Annotated in this window: 12 protein-coding genes; 4 read left to right on the top strand and 8 right to left on the bottom strand. The window is 37.3% G+C overall.

Annotation, left to right across the window (positions count from 1 at the left end; genetic code table 11):
- Window positions 1–2: 2 nt before the first annotated feature.
- The 4 genes from AACW45_RS34865 (at window position 3) to AACW45_RS34850 (ending at window position 2,998) form a co-directional block, all read left to right on the top strand.
- Window positions 3–392: an NHLP leader peptide family RiPP precursor gene (locus tag AACW45_RS34865; protein ID WP_190637666.1), complete on the top strand. Its 390-nt coding sequence runs from the start codon at window positions 3–5 to the stop codon at window positions 390–392.
- A gap of 39 nt (window positions 393–431) precedes the next feature.
- Window positions 432–896 carry an NHLP leader peptide family RiPP precursor gene (locus AACW45_RS34860; protein ID WP_190637664.1) on the top strand — a complete coding sequence of 155 codons (465 nt, stop codon included), beginning with the start codon at window positions 432–434 and terminating at the stop codon, window positions 894–896.
- A gap of 395 nt (window positions 897–1,291) precedes the next feature.
- The gene (locus tag AACW45_RS34855) at window positions 1,292–1,723 is read left to right on the top strand and encodes an NHLP leader peptide family RiPP precursor (RefSeq protein WP_190637662.1); all 432 of its coding nucleotides are present in this window, start codon (window positions 1,292–1,294) and stop codon (window positions 1,721–1,723) included.
- 276 nt (window positions 1,724–1,999) lie between these two features.
- Window positions 2,000–2,998: an aldo/keto reductase gene (locus tag AACW45_RS34850; protein ID WP_190637660.1), complete on the top strand. Its 999-nt coding sequence runs from the start codon at window positions 2,000–2,002 to the stop codon at window positions 2,996–2,998.
- Window positions 2,999–3,091: 93 nt separating this feature from the next.
- Here AACW45_RS34850 and AACW45_RS34845 read toward each other — a convergent pair whose 3' ends face one another.
- The 8 genes from AACW45_RS34845 to AACW45_RS34810 all read right to left on the bottom strand — a co-directional run bounded on the left by AACW45_RS34845 (window position 3,092) and on the right by AACW45_RS34810 (window position 19,096).
- Window positions 3,092–6,442 carry a type 2 lanthipeptide synthetase LanM family protein gene (locus tag AACW45_RS34845; protein WP_199331300.1) on the bottom strand — a complete coding sequence of 1,117 codons (3,351 nt, stop codon included), beginning with the start codon at window positions 6,440–6,442 and terminating at the stop codon, window positions 3,092–3,094.
- A 48-nt stretch (window positions 6,443–6,490) separates the two neighbouring features.
- Window positions 6,491–7,183 (bottom strand): hypothetical protein, encoded by a 693-nt coding sequence (locus tag AACW45_RS34840; RefSeq protein WP_190637658.1) that lies wholly within the window; start codon window positions 7,181–7,183, stop codon window positions 6,491–6,493.
- Between the two features lie 633 nt (window positions 7,184–7,816).
- Window positions 7,817–11,815, bottom strand: coding sequence for a Pls/PosA family non-ribosomal peptide synthetase (locus AACW45_RS34835; RefSeq protein ID WP_190637656.1), 3,999 nt, complete (start codon window positions 11,813–11,815; stop codon window positions 7,817–7,819).
- Between the two features lie 160 nt (window positions 11,816–11,975).
- On the bottom strand, window positions 11,976–13,442 hold the full coding sequence (locus tag AACW45_RS34830; protein WP_242045819.1) for a radical SAM family RiPP maturation amino acid epimerase: 1,467 nt from the start codon (window positions 13,440–13,442) through the stop codon (window positions 11,976–11,978).
- Window positions 13,443–13,494: 52 nt separating this feature from the next.
- On the bottom strand, window positions 13,495–14,955 hold the full coding sequence (locus AACW45_RS34825) for a radical SAM family RiPP maturation amino acid epimerase (protein ID WP_190637654.1): 1,461 nt from the start codon (window positions 14,953–14,955) through the stop codon (window positions 13,495–13,497).
- A 348-nt stretch (window positions 14,956–15,303) separates the two neighbouring features.
- A complete protein-coding gene (locus AACW45_RS34820; protein ID WP_190637652.1) occupies window positions 15,304–15,606 on the bottom strand; it encodes an NHLP leader peptide family RiPP precursor in 303 nt (100 codons plus the stop codon).
- A gap of 757 nt (window positions 15,607–16,363) precedes the next feature.
- Window positions 16,364–17,470, bottom strand: coding sequence for a hypothetical protein (locus AACW45_RS34815; RefSeq protein WP_190637650.1), 1,107 nt, complete (start codon window positions 17,468–17,470; stop codon window positions 16,364–16,366).
- A gap of 75 nt (window positions 17,471–17,545) precedes the next feature.
- A complete protein-coding gene (locus AACW45_RS34810) occupies window positions 17,546–19,096 on the bottom strand; it encodes a tetratricopeptide repeat protein (RefSeq protein ID WP_190637648.1) in 1,551 nt (516 codons plus the stop codon).
- Window positions 19,097–19,351 lie beyond the last annotated feature (255 nt).

Below are 19,351 nucleotides of genomic sequence, written 5' to 3'. Positions count from 1 at the left end.
AAATGAGCGAACAAGAACAGATTCTAGACGATAGCCAAGAAAATCTAGAAGCAAAAATCATTGCTAGAGCTTGGAAGAGTGATGCTTATAAACAAGAGTTACTCGAAAACCCTAAAGCGGTAATCGCACGGGAATTTGATGTGGAGTTACCCGCAGAAGTGAGTGTACAAGTTCTGGAAGAAACCCCAACAAACTTGTACTTTGTACTGCCTATACGTCCGCAGTTTGAAGAAGGCGAGTTAGCTGATGTTTCCGAAGAAGAACTAGAAGCGATCGCTGGTGGTTGGGTTAGTGCTGCTGTTAGAGCTTCAAAAAATTTGGCAACAAACAAATCCTTTAGATATCTAACAGTTGCAACTGCATCCGCAGTTCTTAGTAGGAATCAAAAATAGTTCATTACTGCATACATCATTGAATTAAGGAGAAAGAAAATGAGCGAACAAGAACAAAATCTAGACAATAACCAAGAAAATCTAGAAGCAAAAATCATTGCTAGAGCTTGGAAGAGTGACGCTTATAAACAAGAGTTACTCGAAAATCCTAAAGCGGTAATCGCACGGGAATTTAATGTGGAGTTACCCGCAGAAGTGAGTGTACAAGTTCTGGAAGAAACCCCAACAAACTTGTACTTTGTGCTGCCTATGCGTCCGCAGTTTGAAGCAGGCGAGTTAGCTGATGTTTCCGAGGAAGAACTAGAAGCGATCGCTGGTGGTAGCAAAATTAGCCAACTAGTTTCTATCTCTGTCGCTATTAGCAAGAACTGGTCAAAACAAGCATCAAATGCTATATCAAATGCTTCAAGAGCTGTATCCAACAACAAATCTGTTCAATACACAGCCTACTCAGTGGCTAGCGCAGGTGTATCCGCAGGTGCTGGTGGTGGTGGAAGAAGATAAAAAATGCAATTGTTCAGATAGGCACTGCTTAATTTTGGAGAATTGATATAAGCCCTCTTGAAAAGGGCTACCGTGTACACACAAGTAGAATTACCCCCCTTAATCCCACGTCACTTGCTACAACGGAAGAAACCTCCGCAACGCAGTGACTCCCCTTGGAAATGGGGGAAACAAGAAAATCTAGTTCCTTCCCATTTCCAAAGGGAGGGTTAGGGTGGGGTAAGCAGAGGACTGATAGTGATTTGATCACTTGTATGTACACTGTAGCTTGAAAAAGAGGGGAACAAAAATCAAACTCCACGCCACTACAAGTCGGTAGTGCCTCGCCTTTTTCAAAAGGGATTTATAGTTAATTACTCGATACTCAATACATCATTGAATTAAGGAGAAAGAGAATGAGCGAGCAAGAACAAATTCTAGACAATAATCAAGAAAATCTAGAAGCAAAAATCATTGCTAGAGCTTGGAAGAGTGACGCTTATAAACAAGAGTTACTCGAAAATCCTAAAGCGGTAATCGCACGGGAATTTGATGTGGAGTTACCCGCAGAAGTGAGTGTACAAGTTCTGGAAGAAACCCCAACAAACTTGTACTTTGTACTGCCTATGCGTCCGCAGTTTGAAGAAGGCGAGTTAGCTGATGTTTCTGAGGCAGAACTAGAAGCGATCGCTGGTGCTAGTATTTCTGCTATTACCAGAGGTGTTTCTAAAGTATTAAATCCATCGGATAGCGCGAAAAGGCTTTCCCATAAAGTCTATTCTTCAGGATGGGGCGCATCAGCAATAAGTGCAAGCTACGTTGCATCTCTCTATACCAAAGGAAAATAAATTTGGTTGTTCCTGGTTGGTAGGATGATTTTTGTTAAGTTTATAACGAAGGTTAATCTGCTACTATTTTACTGCATATTAGACATATAGAAGCAGTATTTAACATTTGTAAATAGCCTTAACTAATCTCACTTTAAATCAACCATGAACCCATTATTTTGAATGGGAGGAACACAATTTTTATAGCTTTGTAAAAGCCTATAGTTTGGGAGAGATTGGAAATCAACTCTCCCCTATTTTTTAGGAGTAGTTTTCAATTAATCACAAATTAAGTTTATGGAACAGCTAATTTCTGTAGTTAAATCTGAGAATCATCTATCCGCTAAAAGTCATCCTAGTTTGCCTTTTTATCGCCAACTAGGGCGTACTGATTTAACAGTCAGTTGTTTGGGTATAGGTGGTGGAGGTGGTATCTCTAGTGAAGATACAATCTATGCGTTTGAGCAAGGAATTAACTACTTTTTCTATTCGAGTGATTTGCATCATTATACTTATATAAATATGGCAGATGCCCTACGTCAATTGTGTGGGCGTGGTTCTTCTGTGCGGGAAAAAGTAGTCTTAGCGACGGTGACTTATATTAAGAGTCCAGAATCTTTATTTGGTATTTTGATTGACCAGTTTGAAGAATTGGGAATTGATTATATCGATGTATTATTTTGGGGTTGGGTTGGCGATCGCGATGCTGTAGTGATCCAAGATTGCTTAGAGCATTCTCCGCACTTAAGAGGGCCAAACACAATATACCAAAGATTTGTAGAAGAGACTTATGGGGTATCTGAACGGCTGAAAAAAATGGGTGCTGTTCGTTATATTGGTGCATCATTTCACAACCTCAATCATGCTCAAGCATGGCTTAACCATCCTTTTTTAGATGTGATGATGGTGAGAAATAATCCAGCACACCGAACAGCACAGAAAAAAATATTTGCAAATTTAGATCCAGAAGATCCACAACGTTCAGGAATTGTGACTTTTAAATCTATAGGGGAACATATAATCCCACCTTCAACATTGCCTGAGTGGTGTTGGCGGCCTGATGTACCTGATTTTTATCGTTATTCCCTATCACAAAACTGTGTAGACATCGCCTTGACAGGGGTGACAAACAGAGAGGAAATTGATCAGGCGATCGCAGCAATGCAAAAAGGCAAACTTTCCCCTAAAGAGATTGATTACCTCAATTTATATGCTGACATGATTCGGTATAATATTGATATTAAGAATTTACCTGCTAGAGAATTATTCCGGCTAATTCGTCAAGGAAAAGATTAGTAATCGAGTTGTTGATCCAACTCAAATCCACACCAAAAAGCAAGTTACCTGTTAAGTAACTTGCTTTCTTTTACTGCCAATTTTTGAATCAATTTACATTTGCCATAATAGTACAGATGGTAATCTTTGAGGATAGAGGAATCTCAACAACTCATAACCAATACCAGCCGTTCCTTGAGCAAAGCTTGGGTTATAAACATCTGGAGATAAGTGAGGAAGTAGTTGGAAAGACCCATTTTGCTGTTTTCTGTGCAGTGCTAAAGCTATCTTTTGGCGTGCAGTTTCTAAAAGTTCTGGACGGTCTAATTGCTCAGATGCTAATAACAATACTTCTAGATATCCAAAACTACCACAGCAGAGGCTATCTAATGGCTCTAAGTCAGATTTGAGGACTTTTGGCAAATTTGTATCTATCTCTTGGTAAATTTCATTTGTATCCAGAATCCTGAAACTTCCTAGACGAGCAAGAGTAATTCCAGCTAAACCATGACACCAACTGTTGATAGATGACAATGACAAGCTCCTACTATCTAGTAAGTCACCTTTTTCAGTGAGATAATTCTGCTCGTAGCTGATAGCTGCTTGTGCTGCCGATAAAAACACTGAATTTTGAGTAGCTGCATACAAACGCAATAAAGTATAAGCAATACCCGCTATACCTTGAGAAAATCCTATCAATACCTCTGGTTCTTCGTTAGAGTTTAGCCATAATTGCTCGCCACTATTGGCATTTTGCCGTAATTCTAACAAATGCTGACCCCACTTAGTGGCTTGTACTAGAGTTTCTGGTTCTTTGGTAACTTCATATAAAGCTAATAGGCTCAGAATAATACTAGCAGTACCATCTAATATGCCAGGTATTTGCTGATCAGCAGTTGTATCTAGTGTGAGCCAAGAGGCTATTTGTTTAGCATCATCAATTAGGGTTGTTTCACCTAACAATTCCGAAATCTGCACGAAAGCATAGACTAGAGAAGCTACACCTCTAGCACCACCAAGACCGATATTTTTAGTGACAATTTCCTGAAAAGATGGGTCTTTTTCTGTTAAAGCTTGGCGTAATAAATATATAGATTTTAATGCTAGTTCCTTAAATTCTGATTGATTGGTGACATTTGCTAGTGCTGCCAAAAATAGAGCTATGCCACAATTACCATCATATAAACTAAAATCGAGGGGTAGCAGTTGAAACCTTTGAATGTTAGTCTGATATTTCATTCCTGCCCAAGCAGCATCTTGAGTATCGGCAAGAATCGCTTGTTGCTGGATTTCTTTACCGATGGCGATCGCCTGCTCTAAAATAGTATCGTCTGCTAAAGAAATAACAGTGTTTTCACTAACACTCAGATTTGGTTTCTCCAACATGGGGCTACACAGGTAATCTACACTCATATTAGAGTAAAGTGAAGCCTGAATAATCTTAACTTGTTGGACCAAATCTTCATCACTCAGTTGCTGTAAATGCTTAATTACAGCATCATAACCACAAACCTCGAAAAAATCATCAACAGTTGTTTCTGAATTAATGGTAATAACTTTGCTGTTGGAATTTCCAGCGACATAGGGTATATCTAGCTGTTCTAAAGCCTGTTTTTCAGGTGAAATAATTCTCCATAAAGGATGTCGCTCATCTGGTAGGGAAATAAATCCTTTGCTGATGACATCTAGCTGAATACTACGTTCTGCACCATCTCGAAGATATTGATAACGCAAAGAGTTAGACAATATATTGAAGTACAGTTGCGTATTCCTCATGACAATACGTAATTTCTGATTTTTAAATAGCTTGATTGGGCTATTCTCTGCTAATAAATACTCTTGATATTGTCGAAAAAATCTATACATTTGCTGAAAACCATCTATTAATTCTCGACTGTGGTTTTTCAGAGAGGTATCAATAGCATTGCCAAAAGGTTGGTTTTTTAGCTTTTTCAACTCTTGATTGGTATCTTCTTGCACCTCCATTACCATACCATCGGTATTAATATAATTCCAGACAAATTGCAGTAAAGGAAGATTATCTTCACTTGCGTCTTTGAGTCCACCTATATCTATTGCGAGATTACTAGTTTGCCCAACAGGAATACACGCTCCAGGTAATAAAGCTGTAGCAGATACTGAATTAAATAGTTTATATCTTAATTTGGATACAGCATCATCAATGTCTTGATTTGTGATTTCGGGGTTAAGGAGAGTTTCTAAATCTATCAGAACTGGTTGTTCTCCAGATGCAATGATATTTTCATAATGAAAATCTGTTCCTCTTAAAACATAGGCAATGCACAACACCATCCCTGCACGCTGATAATAGCGGCTCACAGCTTGTTGATTTTCACAAGGTAACGCCTCCACAAATTCCATCCAACCGTGAGTAGAACAGTTAAGAATTTTCAGTAACTTCAGAGGTAAAGTAATTTCCTGCTGATTAATCCAATCCAGAAATTCAAAATAAGCCTGTTCTAAACCTAAGTTTTTTGGTTTGTACACTAGCTTCAAGCCAGAAGCAAACTGTACTATCATTACTGAACGTCCACGATTATGCGGATCGGAAAGTCCACCTTCAATATTGACTACTTCTTTAAGTTCTTGATCTGGGGAGAAATTTTGTGTAATTTCATCCCAGTCTGAAGCCAATCTTAGGAAAAATTCTTCTACAGTTTCCACCCATAAATCTGTAACTGTTGCTGCCAATCTAGCAGCAACACTATACTCCTTAAAAAAGGATAATAGTTGATTATCTAGTGTTTTTTTAACGAAATATTTATACTTATAATTAGAAAAATTTCCTTGCAATTTCTGGATAAGGTTATTTAATCCAGAACTACGATAAGAGCGAAATAACGTAAATTCGACATTTAAACATTCGGCTAAAAGATCACTCAATTTATTGAGAAGATTACGATCTAGTTGAGCTTGAGCATCATTCGATAATAATTGCTTGCTAAAACCTAAACGAGCAGTTAATTTTTGTTTGGCTACTTCAATAAATGGTATAAGTATTTCTTGAAATGGTAGTGGATTTTGAATGTCTATATAAGAATATTTTTGTGAATTTATCTCGTCAAAAATTTCTTCGCTAATAGAGCCAGCAAATATCATTGCTTGACTTAATGTATCAGTCCAATTTGGTAATTCTGCATAGTCTATGAGACTCACTTTATCTAAAGTAGGTCGAACAATATTAATATCTAGTTTATCTACAGCTAGACGTTTGCTAAATTTTTGCTCATCTCCTTTAGCTATAAATTGACACCATTTATCTAAACGGTCTTTAATTAACTCTTGATTTGCTTCCGAGTCTTCAGTGCTAAAACGTCCATCTAGTCGTTCCCAAATGCTGCTAGATTTCTCAATAATTTCTACTAAGTCTTGTGTTGAAATTGAGATTTTAGTCTCATTCTGATGCTTAGATGTTAAATTGTTTAAGGTTGCTTGATTCTTCATATAAGTTTGATTTTTGAATGATAGAAAACTTTAATAAAATACTGTGATTTATTGTCGATTAATAATAGTAGTTGTTGCCTGTGGCGATAATCCTACACTGGCGGCTAATTGCTCTAAAGCTATTCTTTCCCGTGTATTCGTATTTAGCATTTCTGTGACAGCAGCTACATAATCTGCATTACCAATAGGATTAATCTGCTTTTGAGGTTGAATATTAAAACTTGCAACCCGTGAATCATCAGCGAACTTTTGCATTTGGTAAGCTGCAATTTTGGCGGCTTGACGTGCTTGCAGATATTCAACATAATACTGTACTATAGCAACTCTTTTTTGGCGTTTTACTTCTAGCAAACGAGCTTTAAGCACAGATGATTCTTGAGTAGCAGTTAAGAGTCTAATAGGGTTAACTGTCACACCAATGTAAAACTCTTGATAATTGTCAAGTGATCCATATGTCGTGCCGGAGAAACTAACACTCATCACATCATTAAAGCGACTTAAACCCCTAGCCGCTTTTGCTTCTAGAATGTCAGGAGAATTACGTTCAGCAATACTAACTAATTCATCAATATTTTTGAGATCCTGTTGTGTAATCTCAGTTTGCAAAACTTGGAACTGTTGATTTTGGTTAATATTATTCTCAGATGCCACTACTATTGCAGGAATACTGACAATTGTAAACGTAGAAAACAACACTAAACCATGAAAAAATCCTGGTTTAATTAATTTTGATAGTGTCATTTTGTAACCTAATAATTTGAATTTTTGCAGTACATCATCAATCCCTTGAGTTTTATTAAATTTAGATTTATGGAAGAAAATGACTTATGATTATTTAATTTAAAATTTGAGCAATAATCAAAATCGCTATTTTTAGATTATCAATTAATAATTAAGAAAAATCCTGTCAATGATTTTAAAATTTGACAGAACTTGATTTAGAGAGAAGGAATAAAATCAGAAGGTGATTGATTTAAGAAATTATTGGTAATGGAAAATCAATTGTAATCCATTACTAAAATTGGGTTATCCATTCCTGGGTTTAATCTACTACTACATAATACTCTTTAATAAAGAACAACTAAATACACTATTTTGAGGATTAACTACAGCATTTTTAGCCAGAAATGACTTATTATTCTATTGCTCAATTTTTATGCTTTTGCCAGAGATTAATTGATAAAACCCCTAAAAATTAGAGCTTACCAAGCCTCACAATTGATGGTTGGTGCGTGACGCTATAAATTTCATGACAACTTTCAAATACTTTCGCAGCGTCACACACCCTACAGAAAAAATATGCTAGTGCTTTGTTCTGGATTGTAGAGACTTTGTATACAAAGTCTCTACAACATTTATAAAAGTGAGTCAGCCTTAGTTAACTGCGCGAGATGGAATACCTTGCCAGTGGCTTTGAAATGGTAGCATTTCACCTTTCATCACTAGAGATAGAGCATCTAATTTTGATCCAGCTTCCATTTCCGAGTCATACAGAACTACAGAACGAGGCCCAACACTACAACCACGACCGATTCTTAATTTGGACATTTTCATGACGCGGTCTTCAAACAGGTGAGTTTGCAGAGATACTAAATTAGCGATCGCCGCATCATCAGCAACCCGCACTAAATCAAATTCGGTTAAATACGTAGTCTCCATGTAAACTCTGCGACCAATTTTTGCCCCAAATAAACCTAAAAGCGGTGCTAACAATGGTGTCCCAGTAAACCATCTGAGTAAAAATGGTACAGCGACTGTTTCGTATAAGCCAGTAATAAACTCTGTACGACGCACAAAAATAGACCAGAGAGGCTCTACACGCGGTCGATAGCGTCCAACTACTATCCATTTCAATATCGCCACAAAAAGAGTTACTAAAAAGGAAGAGGCGATAAATAGTGCTGGTGACAAAACTATGAGCATTGGTGTTGATACTTTTGATGTCAACCAAGCTAACCCAACAAGATTCTGAATAAACAGCACATATATGAGCGTTAGTGGTAGAACAATCCGCACAAACTCAATAGCAAACCGACCAAGAACCAGCTTCAGAGGTGGACGGAAAGTCACTCTCTCGTCAAAACACTCATCTTGCTGACGACGTGGAAGGAAAATTGCTGGTGAACCAAGCCATGATGAACCAGAGGAGACTGGTTTTTTCGGTGGCACAGACAACACCCCAATTAAGCTATTATCACCAAGATATGCACTGCTAGGGACTAAAGCCGCGTTACCCACAAAGGAACGACTACCAATTTCAGTAGCTCCCAAAGCAAAAAAGCCATTGTAATATTTAGCCGCGCCAATCGTAGCAAAGTCAGCCACAAAACTTTCACTACCTAATCTCAGCAAGTCAGGATCAATCTGCGATACCGTTGAAACTTCTGATCTCTGCCCGACTTTCGCCCCCAACAGACGCAACCAAGGCATAGTATAGAGGGTGGCGTAGAGCGTGTTAGTCAGTGCCAAACTCGTAAACATGAATTTGTCAGCTAGCCACTTACGCAGACCAAAACCAGAATTTTCTGGAAAAATGCCAGGACGAGTATTAGGCATCACCAACCATTTACCAAAGGCGACTACAGCACAGGTTGTTAGTCCATACAATAAACCGGCAATGGGTGTGTATACAAGACCTTTGAGTAGTTGTCCTTGGGATACCGCATACTCAAAAATTAACCCTGGAGTGAAAATAATGAAGGGTAGAGCATCAAGCAAGATAAATCCAGCGACAAAACCCATCCAAAGCTTTGGCGAAAATTGCACCGAGGGGGTTTTGCGATGGTTCATTTCCATCAAAATGGGATCAGCATCAGTATTTGGTTGGGAGGGCGACCCAGCCCAAACCTGATAATCTGGAATCACTTGGTCTTGCGCTACCAAAGACTGCTCATTTAACTGCACTCCCCGACCTACATGACTACCAAGCATGACTACTGAATTAGTCCCAATAAAGCTATTAGTGCCAATCTTGATTGGTGCTTGATATAACCATCCATCTTCCACTATAAAAGGCTGTACCTGAACACCGTAGCCAATGCTCACCCCATCGTCAATTGTGATTAAATCAGGGAGATGTAAATCTTTTGTGCCGATATGACAGCCTTCACCGATGCTTCCACCCAATAACCGCATATATAAGGGCAGGAGAGGTGAACCAGCTAGATAATCCAGTGGGGCAATATCTATAGTTTTTCTCACTAACCACCAACGGCAATAATACCAGCCCCACAACGGGTAACGTCCAGGGCGAAACTTACCAATCAGCAACCACTTAGCAATGATGGGGAGTGTGAGACTAATCACAAACCACATCACGGAAAATAGGCTGATTTCAGTCAAGACTTGTAGTGGTGATGACCATTCATGAAAGTCCTCTAACAGTAAGATGAATGGCATTCCAAAAACGATAAAGAGAACATAGAGCATAACTATTTGTATGCTCCCACTCAACCAGACTCGCAAGTTGTTATGATGTCTAACTGTACGCGGATTTGACGGAGCAATTTCACTATGTTGTTTTTGGATGATCTCAATGTGATTGGCAAGCGATCGGATAGTTGTGTGGGAATATAAATCAGCAATGGAAAGATGCTGTAATGTCGGTTGCTGTCTTAAATTAGAGATGATGCGCGCAGCAAAAAGAGAATGACCACCTAAATCCGCAAAGAAGTCTTCTTCAACAGAGATATTGTCATTTCCGAAAATATTGCCCCAAGCATTAGCTAGTTCTTGTTCAAGCTGTGTTGCAGGTGGCACATATTGAGCAGAGTTTTTACTGACTCTCTTAGTTGTGGGATTTGGTAGCTGAGAACGGTCGGCTTTACCATTGGGTAATGTGGGAATTGCATCCAAGATTTCAATGAATGCTGGCACCATATAGTTAGGCAGACGGCTACTCAGTGAGTTATACAGGCGATGTTTGAGAGCTTGGGAATCAGTGACAGGAATATGTAGCGTAATATAAGCAACTAATTCTTTGTTTGTATCGTTAATAGATACCAGAGAGACAATAGCATTCTCTACCTCTTGATCTTCTAGTAAAACTGCTTCAATTCCCGTTAGTTCAATACGATAACCCCGAATCTTGACTTGATGGTCAATACGCCCTAAATATTCTATTTCACCATCTGGGGTAAATCGACCTAGATCACCACTGCGATATAGTTTTTCTTCTTGCTCACCCACAGCAAAGGGGTTGGGGATGAATTTAGCAGCAGTTTTTTCGGGAAGATTTACATAACCCTGGGTGACACCAATTCCCCCAATGCAAATTTCTCCAATCTCACCTGGTGGAACTTTTTGTAGAGACTCATCGAGAATATAAACGCTGTAGTATGGTAGGGGTTTACCAATAGTGACTGGTTTGTCTGGGATTAATTCCGTCCACAGAGCTGTAACTGTTGTTTCGGTCGGGCCGTAAGTATTCAGCATCCGCCGTCCCCCAATACTCCAACGCTTGACTAAGTCCTGGGGACAGGCTTCACCGCCGACTATTAAAGTATGTATGGAGGGGACATCTTTATCTACTGTTGCTAGGAGGGTGGGAACACAGTAGAGCATTGTTACCTGCTGTTCAATCAAGAAATCAGCTAAGTCAGAGCCGATTTTACGATGGTCGGTAGGGCCGACAATCAAGGTAGCTCCCACAGCAAAGGTAGGCCAAATTTCCTCAATGGAGAAATCAAAGGCGATGATGATCCCTTGATAAACGCGATCGCAACTCTTTACGCCATAGATTGGTGTACAAATAGAGATAAAGCTACATATATTAGAGTGATTGACAGCTACACCTTTAGGTCTGCCAGTCGAGCCGGAAGTATAGATAATGTAACAGAGTTCGTCTTGTGCATCTGACAACAAAATCCGCGTTTTTGGCTGTTTGGCAATATCTTCGGCTACAGCATCCAACATCAGTACTTGACAGCCAACCCCAGCAGTTAGTTCACTGAATTTTGTGGTGCTAATCAGTAAATTCAGAGAAGCGTTTTCTGCAATAAAGGTAATTCTATCTTGGGGAAAGGATGCATCTAGAGGGATGAAAGCCGCACCACTCTTGAGTATAGCCAGCAGCGTTACATAGGTATTAACTGAGCGTTCCAGCAGAATGCCAATTCTGTCCCCTTGATTGATACCTTGATTGACTAAGTAATGGGCTAACTGATTTGCTCGTACATCAAGTTCTCCGTATGTGAGCAACTCGGCATCACATATCAAAGCCACAGCATCAGGATCAATATCACATCGATTTTCAAAAAAGTAATGTAGACGTTGTGGTATTTCTGTGTGACTAAAATTGTCAAACTTAGTATTTAGAGAATTGACAATTTTGTAATTATTTGGTGTGTTTGATAGATTATATCTAGTTTCCATGCCAAATCTTGCCGATGATCATCATAGCTAGTGATTGGTTTGAGAAAGTGGGCGATCGCTACCCAATTAATTGAGATTTACTCACTAAAATTGCAGGAGAAATCCCCTGCAATGGCGAGTCTAGAAACTTGTATTAGCGCAAAAATATTTGTTTCTTACCTTATCCCTCAAGAGGTTGAGGCTCAGAATCTAACACTCCGCGCTCAAACAAAACATTCAAATAAAAAGATATTCTTGCGGGTGTCACTCCTTTAAGAGATAACAACTCTGTAATCTCTGCGGTTGTATATTGACCGTGGTGAATTAAAGCACCTAACTCTTGCCATAACACATCATGGTGGAATTTAAAAGTTTTAATGCGAGTTGAGAGTTGAAAACCATCCACCAAAGTTTGATAATTCAGATCACGCCGGAAGCGGATCAAGTCGCTAGGTCTTAAGATTCGTGGCATATGATCCTGAATCATCCTTTCAATCAAAATCTTCAGGTCATCAGCATCAACAAAAGTGCCTTGATCATAAACCATATAACCCAATGGCCAGCGTTCATCAGCATTACAAGGGCTAATCAGCTTAACACTGCGCTCCACCATATTAAATAAAAATCCTGACACACAAGCAATTGTTCCTTGCCTGTGAGCTTCTTCATCTGCTTGACCTTTTTGCAGGTTTGCTTCTCGTTGTCTCCCCGCATGAGCTTTAACAGCATTTTCTGCCTCTTCATTGAGAAAATTCATCTGCACATTCAATAGTTCTTCGCCGCTAAACTCTTGATAAACTCTGTCGAGCATCTTCAAAGACAGAATTGAAAAACGATTGCAGATACCATTATTCTCTTTTGAAAGGTTTAAAATTGCGCGTGTTTGCTCAACATTTTTCAGAGGTTGAGCGGTGGTCATCTGGGGGAAAGAACCAGTAATGGCGTGAAAATCACGACAAAACTTTTCATAATCTGGGTTATCTAAAGGATCAGTAGCCCAATAGCAAAAACCTTTTCCAGCCGCAGAACCTAAAAAGCCTGTCATGACTTCTAGCACGCCGCGCCATAATTGAGCATTTTCGGGAGTATATAAGAAAATATCACTAAATTTTAGTGCAGATACAGCACAGAACCGACATCCTACAGAACAACCCTTGCTCAATTCAAAACAAACTGGAATGTGTTGAATAACTTTGTGAAAAGCTAAGTTAAATTGGCTGGCTGTACGTGTAATTTGTCTTTCCCGCCATGCACGAATATTTAAGTGACTAACCTCAGAATCAATATCTGTTACTTTATCTAAGCGATCAAAAAATGCCTGACTCAGTTTCAGCAGTGGAAAATCTGATATATTTTTACAGTTTTTATCCCATTTAGGTCTGACATCTTCAGGACTTAGTTTCAGCCCATAGCGCAAAAATGCACTATGAGGATCTTCAACGACTTGTTCCCGAAATTTACTATCTGCTTCCCAATGTTCTTGAAACCGCTTAACTTGACTAAATTTACTTAGTAGTTGCGGATCAACCTGATCGATAGTTTGAAAACTATCGTGGTAATCTAAACAAAATTCTTTAATGTTAAAAGGACTTGCAATTATTTCTTGTTGTAATTCTTCAGTGTGCATCATAATTGGTAAATATACCATCAGGCTTAGTGTAGACTGTAGCTTTTGAGATTTTCAAAGGTTTCAAAAACCTCTAAATTTGAGGCTCAGAGTCTAAAACCCCACGCTCAAATAAAAGATTGAGATAGTAAGATGTTTGTGTCGCTAACACACCTTTATTCGTAAAAAATTGGGTAATCTCTGCGGTTGTGTGATTACCTTGGTGGATTAAAATCCCTAACTCTTTCCACAAATAATCATGACGGAACTTGAAGGTTTTAACGTGAGTAGAAAGTTGAAAGCCATCAACAAGAGCTTCATACTTCAGATCAGGACGAAAGCGCAATACATCGCCTAGTCTCACTGTTTGTGGCATATTATCCCGAATCATTCGCTCAATCAAATTCTTGAGGTCATCGGCATCTACGAAAGTTCCTTGATCATAGACTATATAACCTAATGGCCATCGTTCATTGGCATTACAAGGGCTAATCAGCTTGACACTACACTCCACCATGTTAAATAAAAATCCTGATACACAAGCAATTGTTCCTTGTGTATGAGGTTCTTCATCTCCTTGACTTTTTTGGAGATTTATTTCTCGTTGTCTCCCTGCATGAGCTTTAACAGAATCTTCTGCCTCTTCATTCAGAAAATTCATTTGTACATTCAACAGATCTTCATCGCTAAACTCTTGATAAACTCTGTCCAACATCTTCAAAGACAGAATTGAGAAACGATTGCATACACCGTTCTTCTCTCTTGAGTGTCTTAAAATCGAGCGTAGACGGTCTGGATACTTTAATGGTTGACTAGTTGTAGTCCGAGGGAAAAATCCCGTAATCGCATGAAAATCAAGACAAAACTTTTCATAGTCTGGGTTGTCTAGGGGATCAGTCGCCCAATAGCAAAAGCCAGCACCCGCAGAAGTTCCTAAAAAACTTGTCATCACTTCTAATACTTCACGCCACAATTTGGCATTTTCAGGAGTGTACAAAAATATCTCAGTGAGAGGGGGTGCTGATACAGCACAGAATCGGCATCCTACTGAACAACCCTTACAAAGTTCAAAAGAAACTGGAGCATGAATAACAATTTGGTTAACCAATGGTTGAAACTGACTAGCAGTACGTGCAATTTGCCTTTCTCGCCATTGTCGAATATAGATATTACTGGGAGCATTCTTTAAGTGGATATTTTGTAAATAGTCCAACCGTTCAAAGAACTCATTACTCAATTTCAAGAGTTGAAACTCTAATAGTCCTTGTTCCCACTTGCTATTGCAATCTTCATCCCATATTGGTCTGACATCTTCAGGATGTAATTTCAAACCGTGGCGCACAAAGGCACTATGAGGATCTGTAAAAACTTGTTGACGAAACTCTACGTCTACTTCCCAACGTTCTTTAAACCGCTTGATTTGACTAAATTTAGCTAGTAATTTTTGATCGATTGTGGTGAAATCTGCATGGTGATCTATATCGTATTCTGTAATATCAAAAGGTGGAAAAATAAATTCTGCTTTCATTTGATGATTTAGTTCTTGAGTTGACATAAACATTGGGAATTATATTAACTATTACAAAATTTTATAATTAATAACAATCAAATTAAATGTGATGAATGACTAAATCTTTTTCTCAGAAAGATTTTTAACGCTTTAGTTTCCTTATGTTCTTAAAATTTTCTGATACTTTGAAAGCTAGAGATGAATTCGTAATTCAGTATAGGTAGAGGAGAATGTAAACTCCACTATAGTCTGATGTTTACATTCTCCTAATATCGAGTTTGCAATTAATGCTGACTCAATTCAAAAGATGTGTTAATGATGTTGAAATTTATCGTGAGAATCTCTATTATTCTCACTTATTCGTCAGCTTTTATTTTGCTGCTATCAACAAAATTAACCTATGATAAAGACCCTGCCTCTCTTTCTAGTTGCTACATAGCCACCAGCAACTTGCTCTAATGCCTCATCGCTTAGTTCTTCTTCCACACCTGGTACTGGTGGAATCACTAGATAGATGTTGTTATTATCTTCTTCAAACACATGAATCTGCAAGTTATCAGGCATAGTTGTTCCCAATTCTTTGGCTATAGCTGCTTTGGGATTAGATAACAACTCTTGTCTAAATGTAGCATCCTGCCAAGTTTTTGCAGCGATTTGTGCGTTAAACTCATGACGTGAAAATTCTTGTCCTGACATGAAATTACTCCTGAATCGAGGTGAAATTTACAAAAAGTGTATGTATGATTTACTCCCATAGGTTCTGCCGATCTTTGGTAATTTATAGATCATCCTTAAGAATCGTCAGATATATGGGGTGAGTATCAACTTGAAGCACATAAACTTAACTCATCAACTATTAACAATGCTTATTTATCTAGTTTTTGCTTAGGTTTATGCTAGCAAGTTTATTTGATTATGCTGTTGATCGCTCATTCCTTAGCAATAACTAATTTGACACATTCTTGTTGATGAATTTTTTATTTGTTCTAAGTTGATAATTAAATAATATATTAATTCCCTAATGATAATAATGCACAATCATTTGTTCTGAATACACATTTTGTAGATAAAATTTTGATTTATGCCCATAAAAAAAACACCTAATTACTATAAGAAATTAGGTATGACAATTTGAGGTGATACTAATTAATCTGTTATGATTTCTGATGGTATGTAGTTTAATTCACTCGCTAATTGTTGTGTTACTTAAAGCACAGGGATTGAAATTTTCACTTTTAACAGTTAAATTTGTAGTAATTAAATTTAATGAATGATGCCTAATGTGAATTAGGAAAACCTTCTATTCCAAAAATAGCCTATGCTCGGAGCTAACAAGACTCGGTAGGGGCGGGTTAATCAAATATCATGAACGATTAACGATGATTCCAGTGAACTCGCCCCTACAGATGTCTACAGAATTACAAGCCTTTAATTCACATTAGACGTGAATGTGTTATTTACATACAAAACTGTGACCAAATGCTAAATACCCTTTAGCTTCTAAATATCCATCTGGATGATAATTTATTTTTATATGATTTAAATTTCTAAAATAAATGCTATGCCATCTTGAACCTAGAAATTGAGATACTTTAATCAAATTATCAGGACATAACTCTGGATGATCCTGTGCGTGAGAATATCCAGACCAATTGAGAACAGCATCATATTTTTCTGGAGTACATAATTCATGTTCTACTAAACAATTTAAAAGTAATTGCCATTTTGGTTCACATCTTGTACTTTTATTATTTAATAGGCACTCTAAACCTAGCTGCGGAAAAATACTAGTTCCTATATCGATATTGAGGATTATTGCATCTACAGTTTGAGTTAGTGACTGAATTATTTCTTTGAGAGGTTCCATTGAATATTTCCAACCAATTTTACCAAGGTAATCTTCAAGATATTCAGGAGAAATCCCACTAATATTGACTCTAACAGCATCTAAATGGCGAGAAAACATAGCTCCTACATAAAGTATTTGAGAGCCTCGTGGTAAGGAATTTAAACAAATATCTAGATTATTTTCAATTACAGGTGAAATATAATCATCAAATAATATGTGCAAGGACGTTTTCACAGTTTGTAGTTGCTCATTAGCACTTTGAGATATCTGGATACTATATTTTTCTGAATTTAGTTCTTTGAATCCTAAAAACAAGCTAGGAATTGGTAAAAATTGGTGATTTTTATCAAGATCGAATTCCAGCCAAATATTGTCTATATTGTTAGATAGTAGGGAGTTTGTCCCATAACAAGCAGAACAAACATTTTGAATACGTCTCCAGATAGGATTTGAAGAAAATACTTCTGGCAAGTTCACTAGAAAATCTACTTTTTCAAAGTTCTGATGATTTGAACATAAATTTGTAGCAAGAACTGAGAAATCTACCCTGGAGTTATTCGCACCTAGACGGCACTCAAATAACCCCTCGGATGAAAGTGGAAAAATCCTTGTTATTGCTTGAATATGAGATAAAGCTTCGGGAGAAACTAACTTAGGTGAAAGGTGGGGTACAACAACCTGAAGATAATTTTCTAATGTACAGCTATTCATGGTAATTTTGATTGATAATTAAGACAATTTGTCAAGGCTATGTTGATTTAAGACAATAGCGGCTATTATTAATAATTATGTAAATTTTTGAGACAAAAATTTCATGTGATAATATTTGCTTATTTGATGGTTGTAGCTTGTTTCATCTCCTATTTCTTTGTATAGTTTAGCTAATAGTTTCATTGCTAGTTCATCAGTAGGGACAATTTCTCCAGCTAATATCAAATTTTCTTCCGCTATCTGATACTGACCCTGCTCTAGATAAATTTTCCCAAGCATTTTATGTGCTTCAGCTTTGCTCGATTCATCAGCCAAAGCCTGCTCAAAAAAGCTAATTGCTTTCGTGTAATCCTTATTTTTCATAAAGATACAACCTATATTTAAACTTAAATCAGGATAATTGCCGGGTTTGATTTCTTGGCAATATCTATAATGTTTAAGACTCTCTTCTTTTTCAGACTTTAGACTATATAAAATTCCTAGAGTATAGTGACTTAATATTTTTTCTTCAATATCTATTTCAGCTAGCATTAATTGATTTTCTAAAAAGCTTAGTGTATTTTTATCATATTCTAAGTCACGGCTTAGAATTGCATTAGCTAAATGTAGTACACTAGGGCAATAGCTAGGGCAAAGTTTTCCTGCGATTAGTTCGTAATTAACAGACTTTTGAGGCTCAGTTTCACAAAGGCTTAATAAGTAATAAGTAGCGGCACAATTGGGCATTATTTGTATTTCTTCAAGACAGCCTGCTTTAGCGGTTTCTATGTTGTTATTTCGTGCTTGTATATCAAGAGCATATAAACGGCGATAGTGTTCTATTTCACGCAGGTCATTTTGCCAAAGAGCTGCTAAATAATCAGCCAAAAAATAGTAACGTAGTGGCATATAACCACTACTCACAGAACGAGTCAAAGTGACAGTATCGTAATTAATAGGTAAAGACTTTAAACAGGCAAAAACATTTTCTGGATCTACCAAAGGATATTGCTCAGGCAAGCCAATAAAGTAGTCAATGTCAATATCAATAAAAGTGTTTTCGGGAAGGTTTAATTTCTTTAAATCTTCATAACCACATACCGTTATTTTTAATCCAAATACTGTCGCCGTAGCGATATCTTCTGTAATTGCAATATTTGTTATATCGTTAACAGTAAATGCATTATGCTGTTGTAAAAACCCCCGTAATTTACGCATATATTTTATAGAATTTGGTAGTTTATTTTTGGGAGTTAGAGTTACCCAAATGAGATTTTCAATTATTCCCAAGCGATGAGCCGCAAAAAGGAAATTTTCGATACCATAACTATATTTATCATCAGGAAATATATGACTAGGTCTTTCTAGTTGAGCTAATTCTGCTGAAGTTTGGCATTTTTTCAATGCTGTTATATGATTTTCACTAATATATTGAAAATCTAGATGTTCATCTAAATAAATTAGAGTAACATTTTTCCAGCCTAATTGATGCCAAACATGAAGTTGAGAAGAGTGTTCTTCTGTGATGATGCTCTTGACACTGTTTTTGATTGTATTCATAAATATTTCTTCCTTTGGTTTTAGGTTAGGGTATAGCATTAAAATCGCATTTTTGGAGTTAGCTTCAAAATCTGAAAAACCAGCCACAGCAAGCAATAAAGGCTATGTTTATGTTTTATTTAGCTAATTCATACCAAGATTAATGAAAATTATCAGCTATGACTTAGCTTAAAAAGATTTCAGGATGGTATCTACACACTAGTTGTTATCAATTGTTGGTTATTGATATTTTTTGGATACATTCTAATAAAAGTATTACCTAGTTTCATGATTTTTGATTGATTTTCCCCAATAAATTGATTGGGTTGAGATTGTTTCGACCATTTTTCCACTTCTTTATTC

The organism is Calothrix sp. FACHB-168 (genome assembly GCF_963889195.1).
GTDB lineage: Bacteria > Cyanobacteriota > Cyanobacteriia > Cyanobacteriales > Nostocaceae > Aulosira > Aulosira anomala_A.
The sequence above is the reverse complement of the archived record's forward strand: the minus strand, read 5'-3'. Positions and strand labels throughout refer to the sequence as shown.

Bases quoted from the DNA above. Each gene is read 5' to 3' on its own strand.
- AACW45_RS34865 (WP_190637666.1), top strand. From the start codon at position 3: ATGAGCGAACAAGAACAGATTCTAGACGATAGCCAAGAAAATCTAGAA.
- AACW45_RS34860 (WP_190637664.1), top strand. From the start codon at position 432: ATGAGCGAACAAGAACAAAATCTAGACAATAACCAAGAAAATCTAGAA.
- AACW45_RS34855 (WP_190637662.1), top strand. From the start codon at position 1,292: ATGAGCGAGCAAGAACAAATTCTAGACAATAATCAAGAAAATCTAGAA.
- AACW45_RS34850 (WP_190637660.1), top strand. From the start codon at position 2,000: ATGGAACAGCTAATTTCTGTAGTTAAATCTGAGAATCATCTATCCGCT.
- AACW45_RS34845 (WP_199331300.1), bottom strand. From the start codon at position 6,442: ATGAAGAATCAAGCAACCTTAAACAATTTAACATCTAAGCATCAGAAT.
- AACW45_RS34840 (WP_190637658.1), bottom strand. From the start codon at position 7,183: ATGACACTATCAAAATTAATTAAACCAGGATTTTTTCATGGTTTAGTG.
- AACW45_RS34835 (WP_190637656.1), bottom strand. From the start codon at position 11,815: ATGGAAACTAGATATAATCTATCAAACACACCAAATAATTACAAAATT.
- AACW45_RS34830 (WP_242045819.1), bottom strand. From the start codon at position 13,442: ATGGTATATTTACCAATTATGATGCACACTGAAGAATTACAACAAGAA.
- AACW45_RS34825 (WP_190637654.1), bottom strand. From the start codon at position 14,955: ATGTCAACTCAAGAACTAAATCATCAAATGAAAGCAGAATTTATTTTT.
- AACW45_RS34820 (WP_190637652.1), bottom strand. From the start codon at position 15,606: ATGTCAGGACAAGAATTTTCACGTCATGAGTTTAACGCACAAATCGCT.
- AACW45_RS34815 (WP_190637650.1), bottom strand. From the start codon at position 17,470: ATGAATAGCTGTACATTAGAAAATTATCTTCAGGTTGTTGTACCCCAC.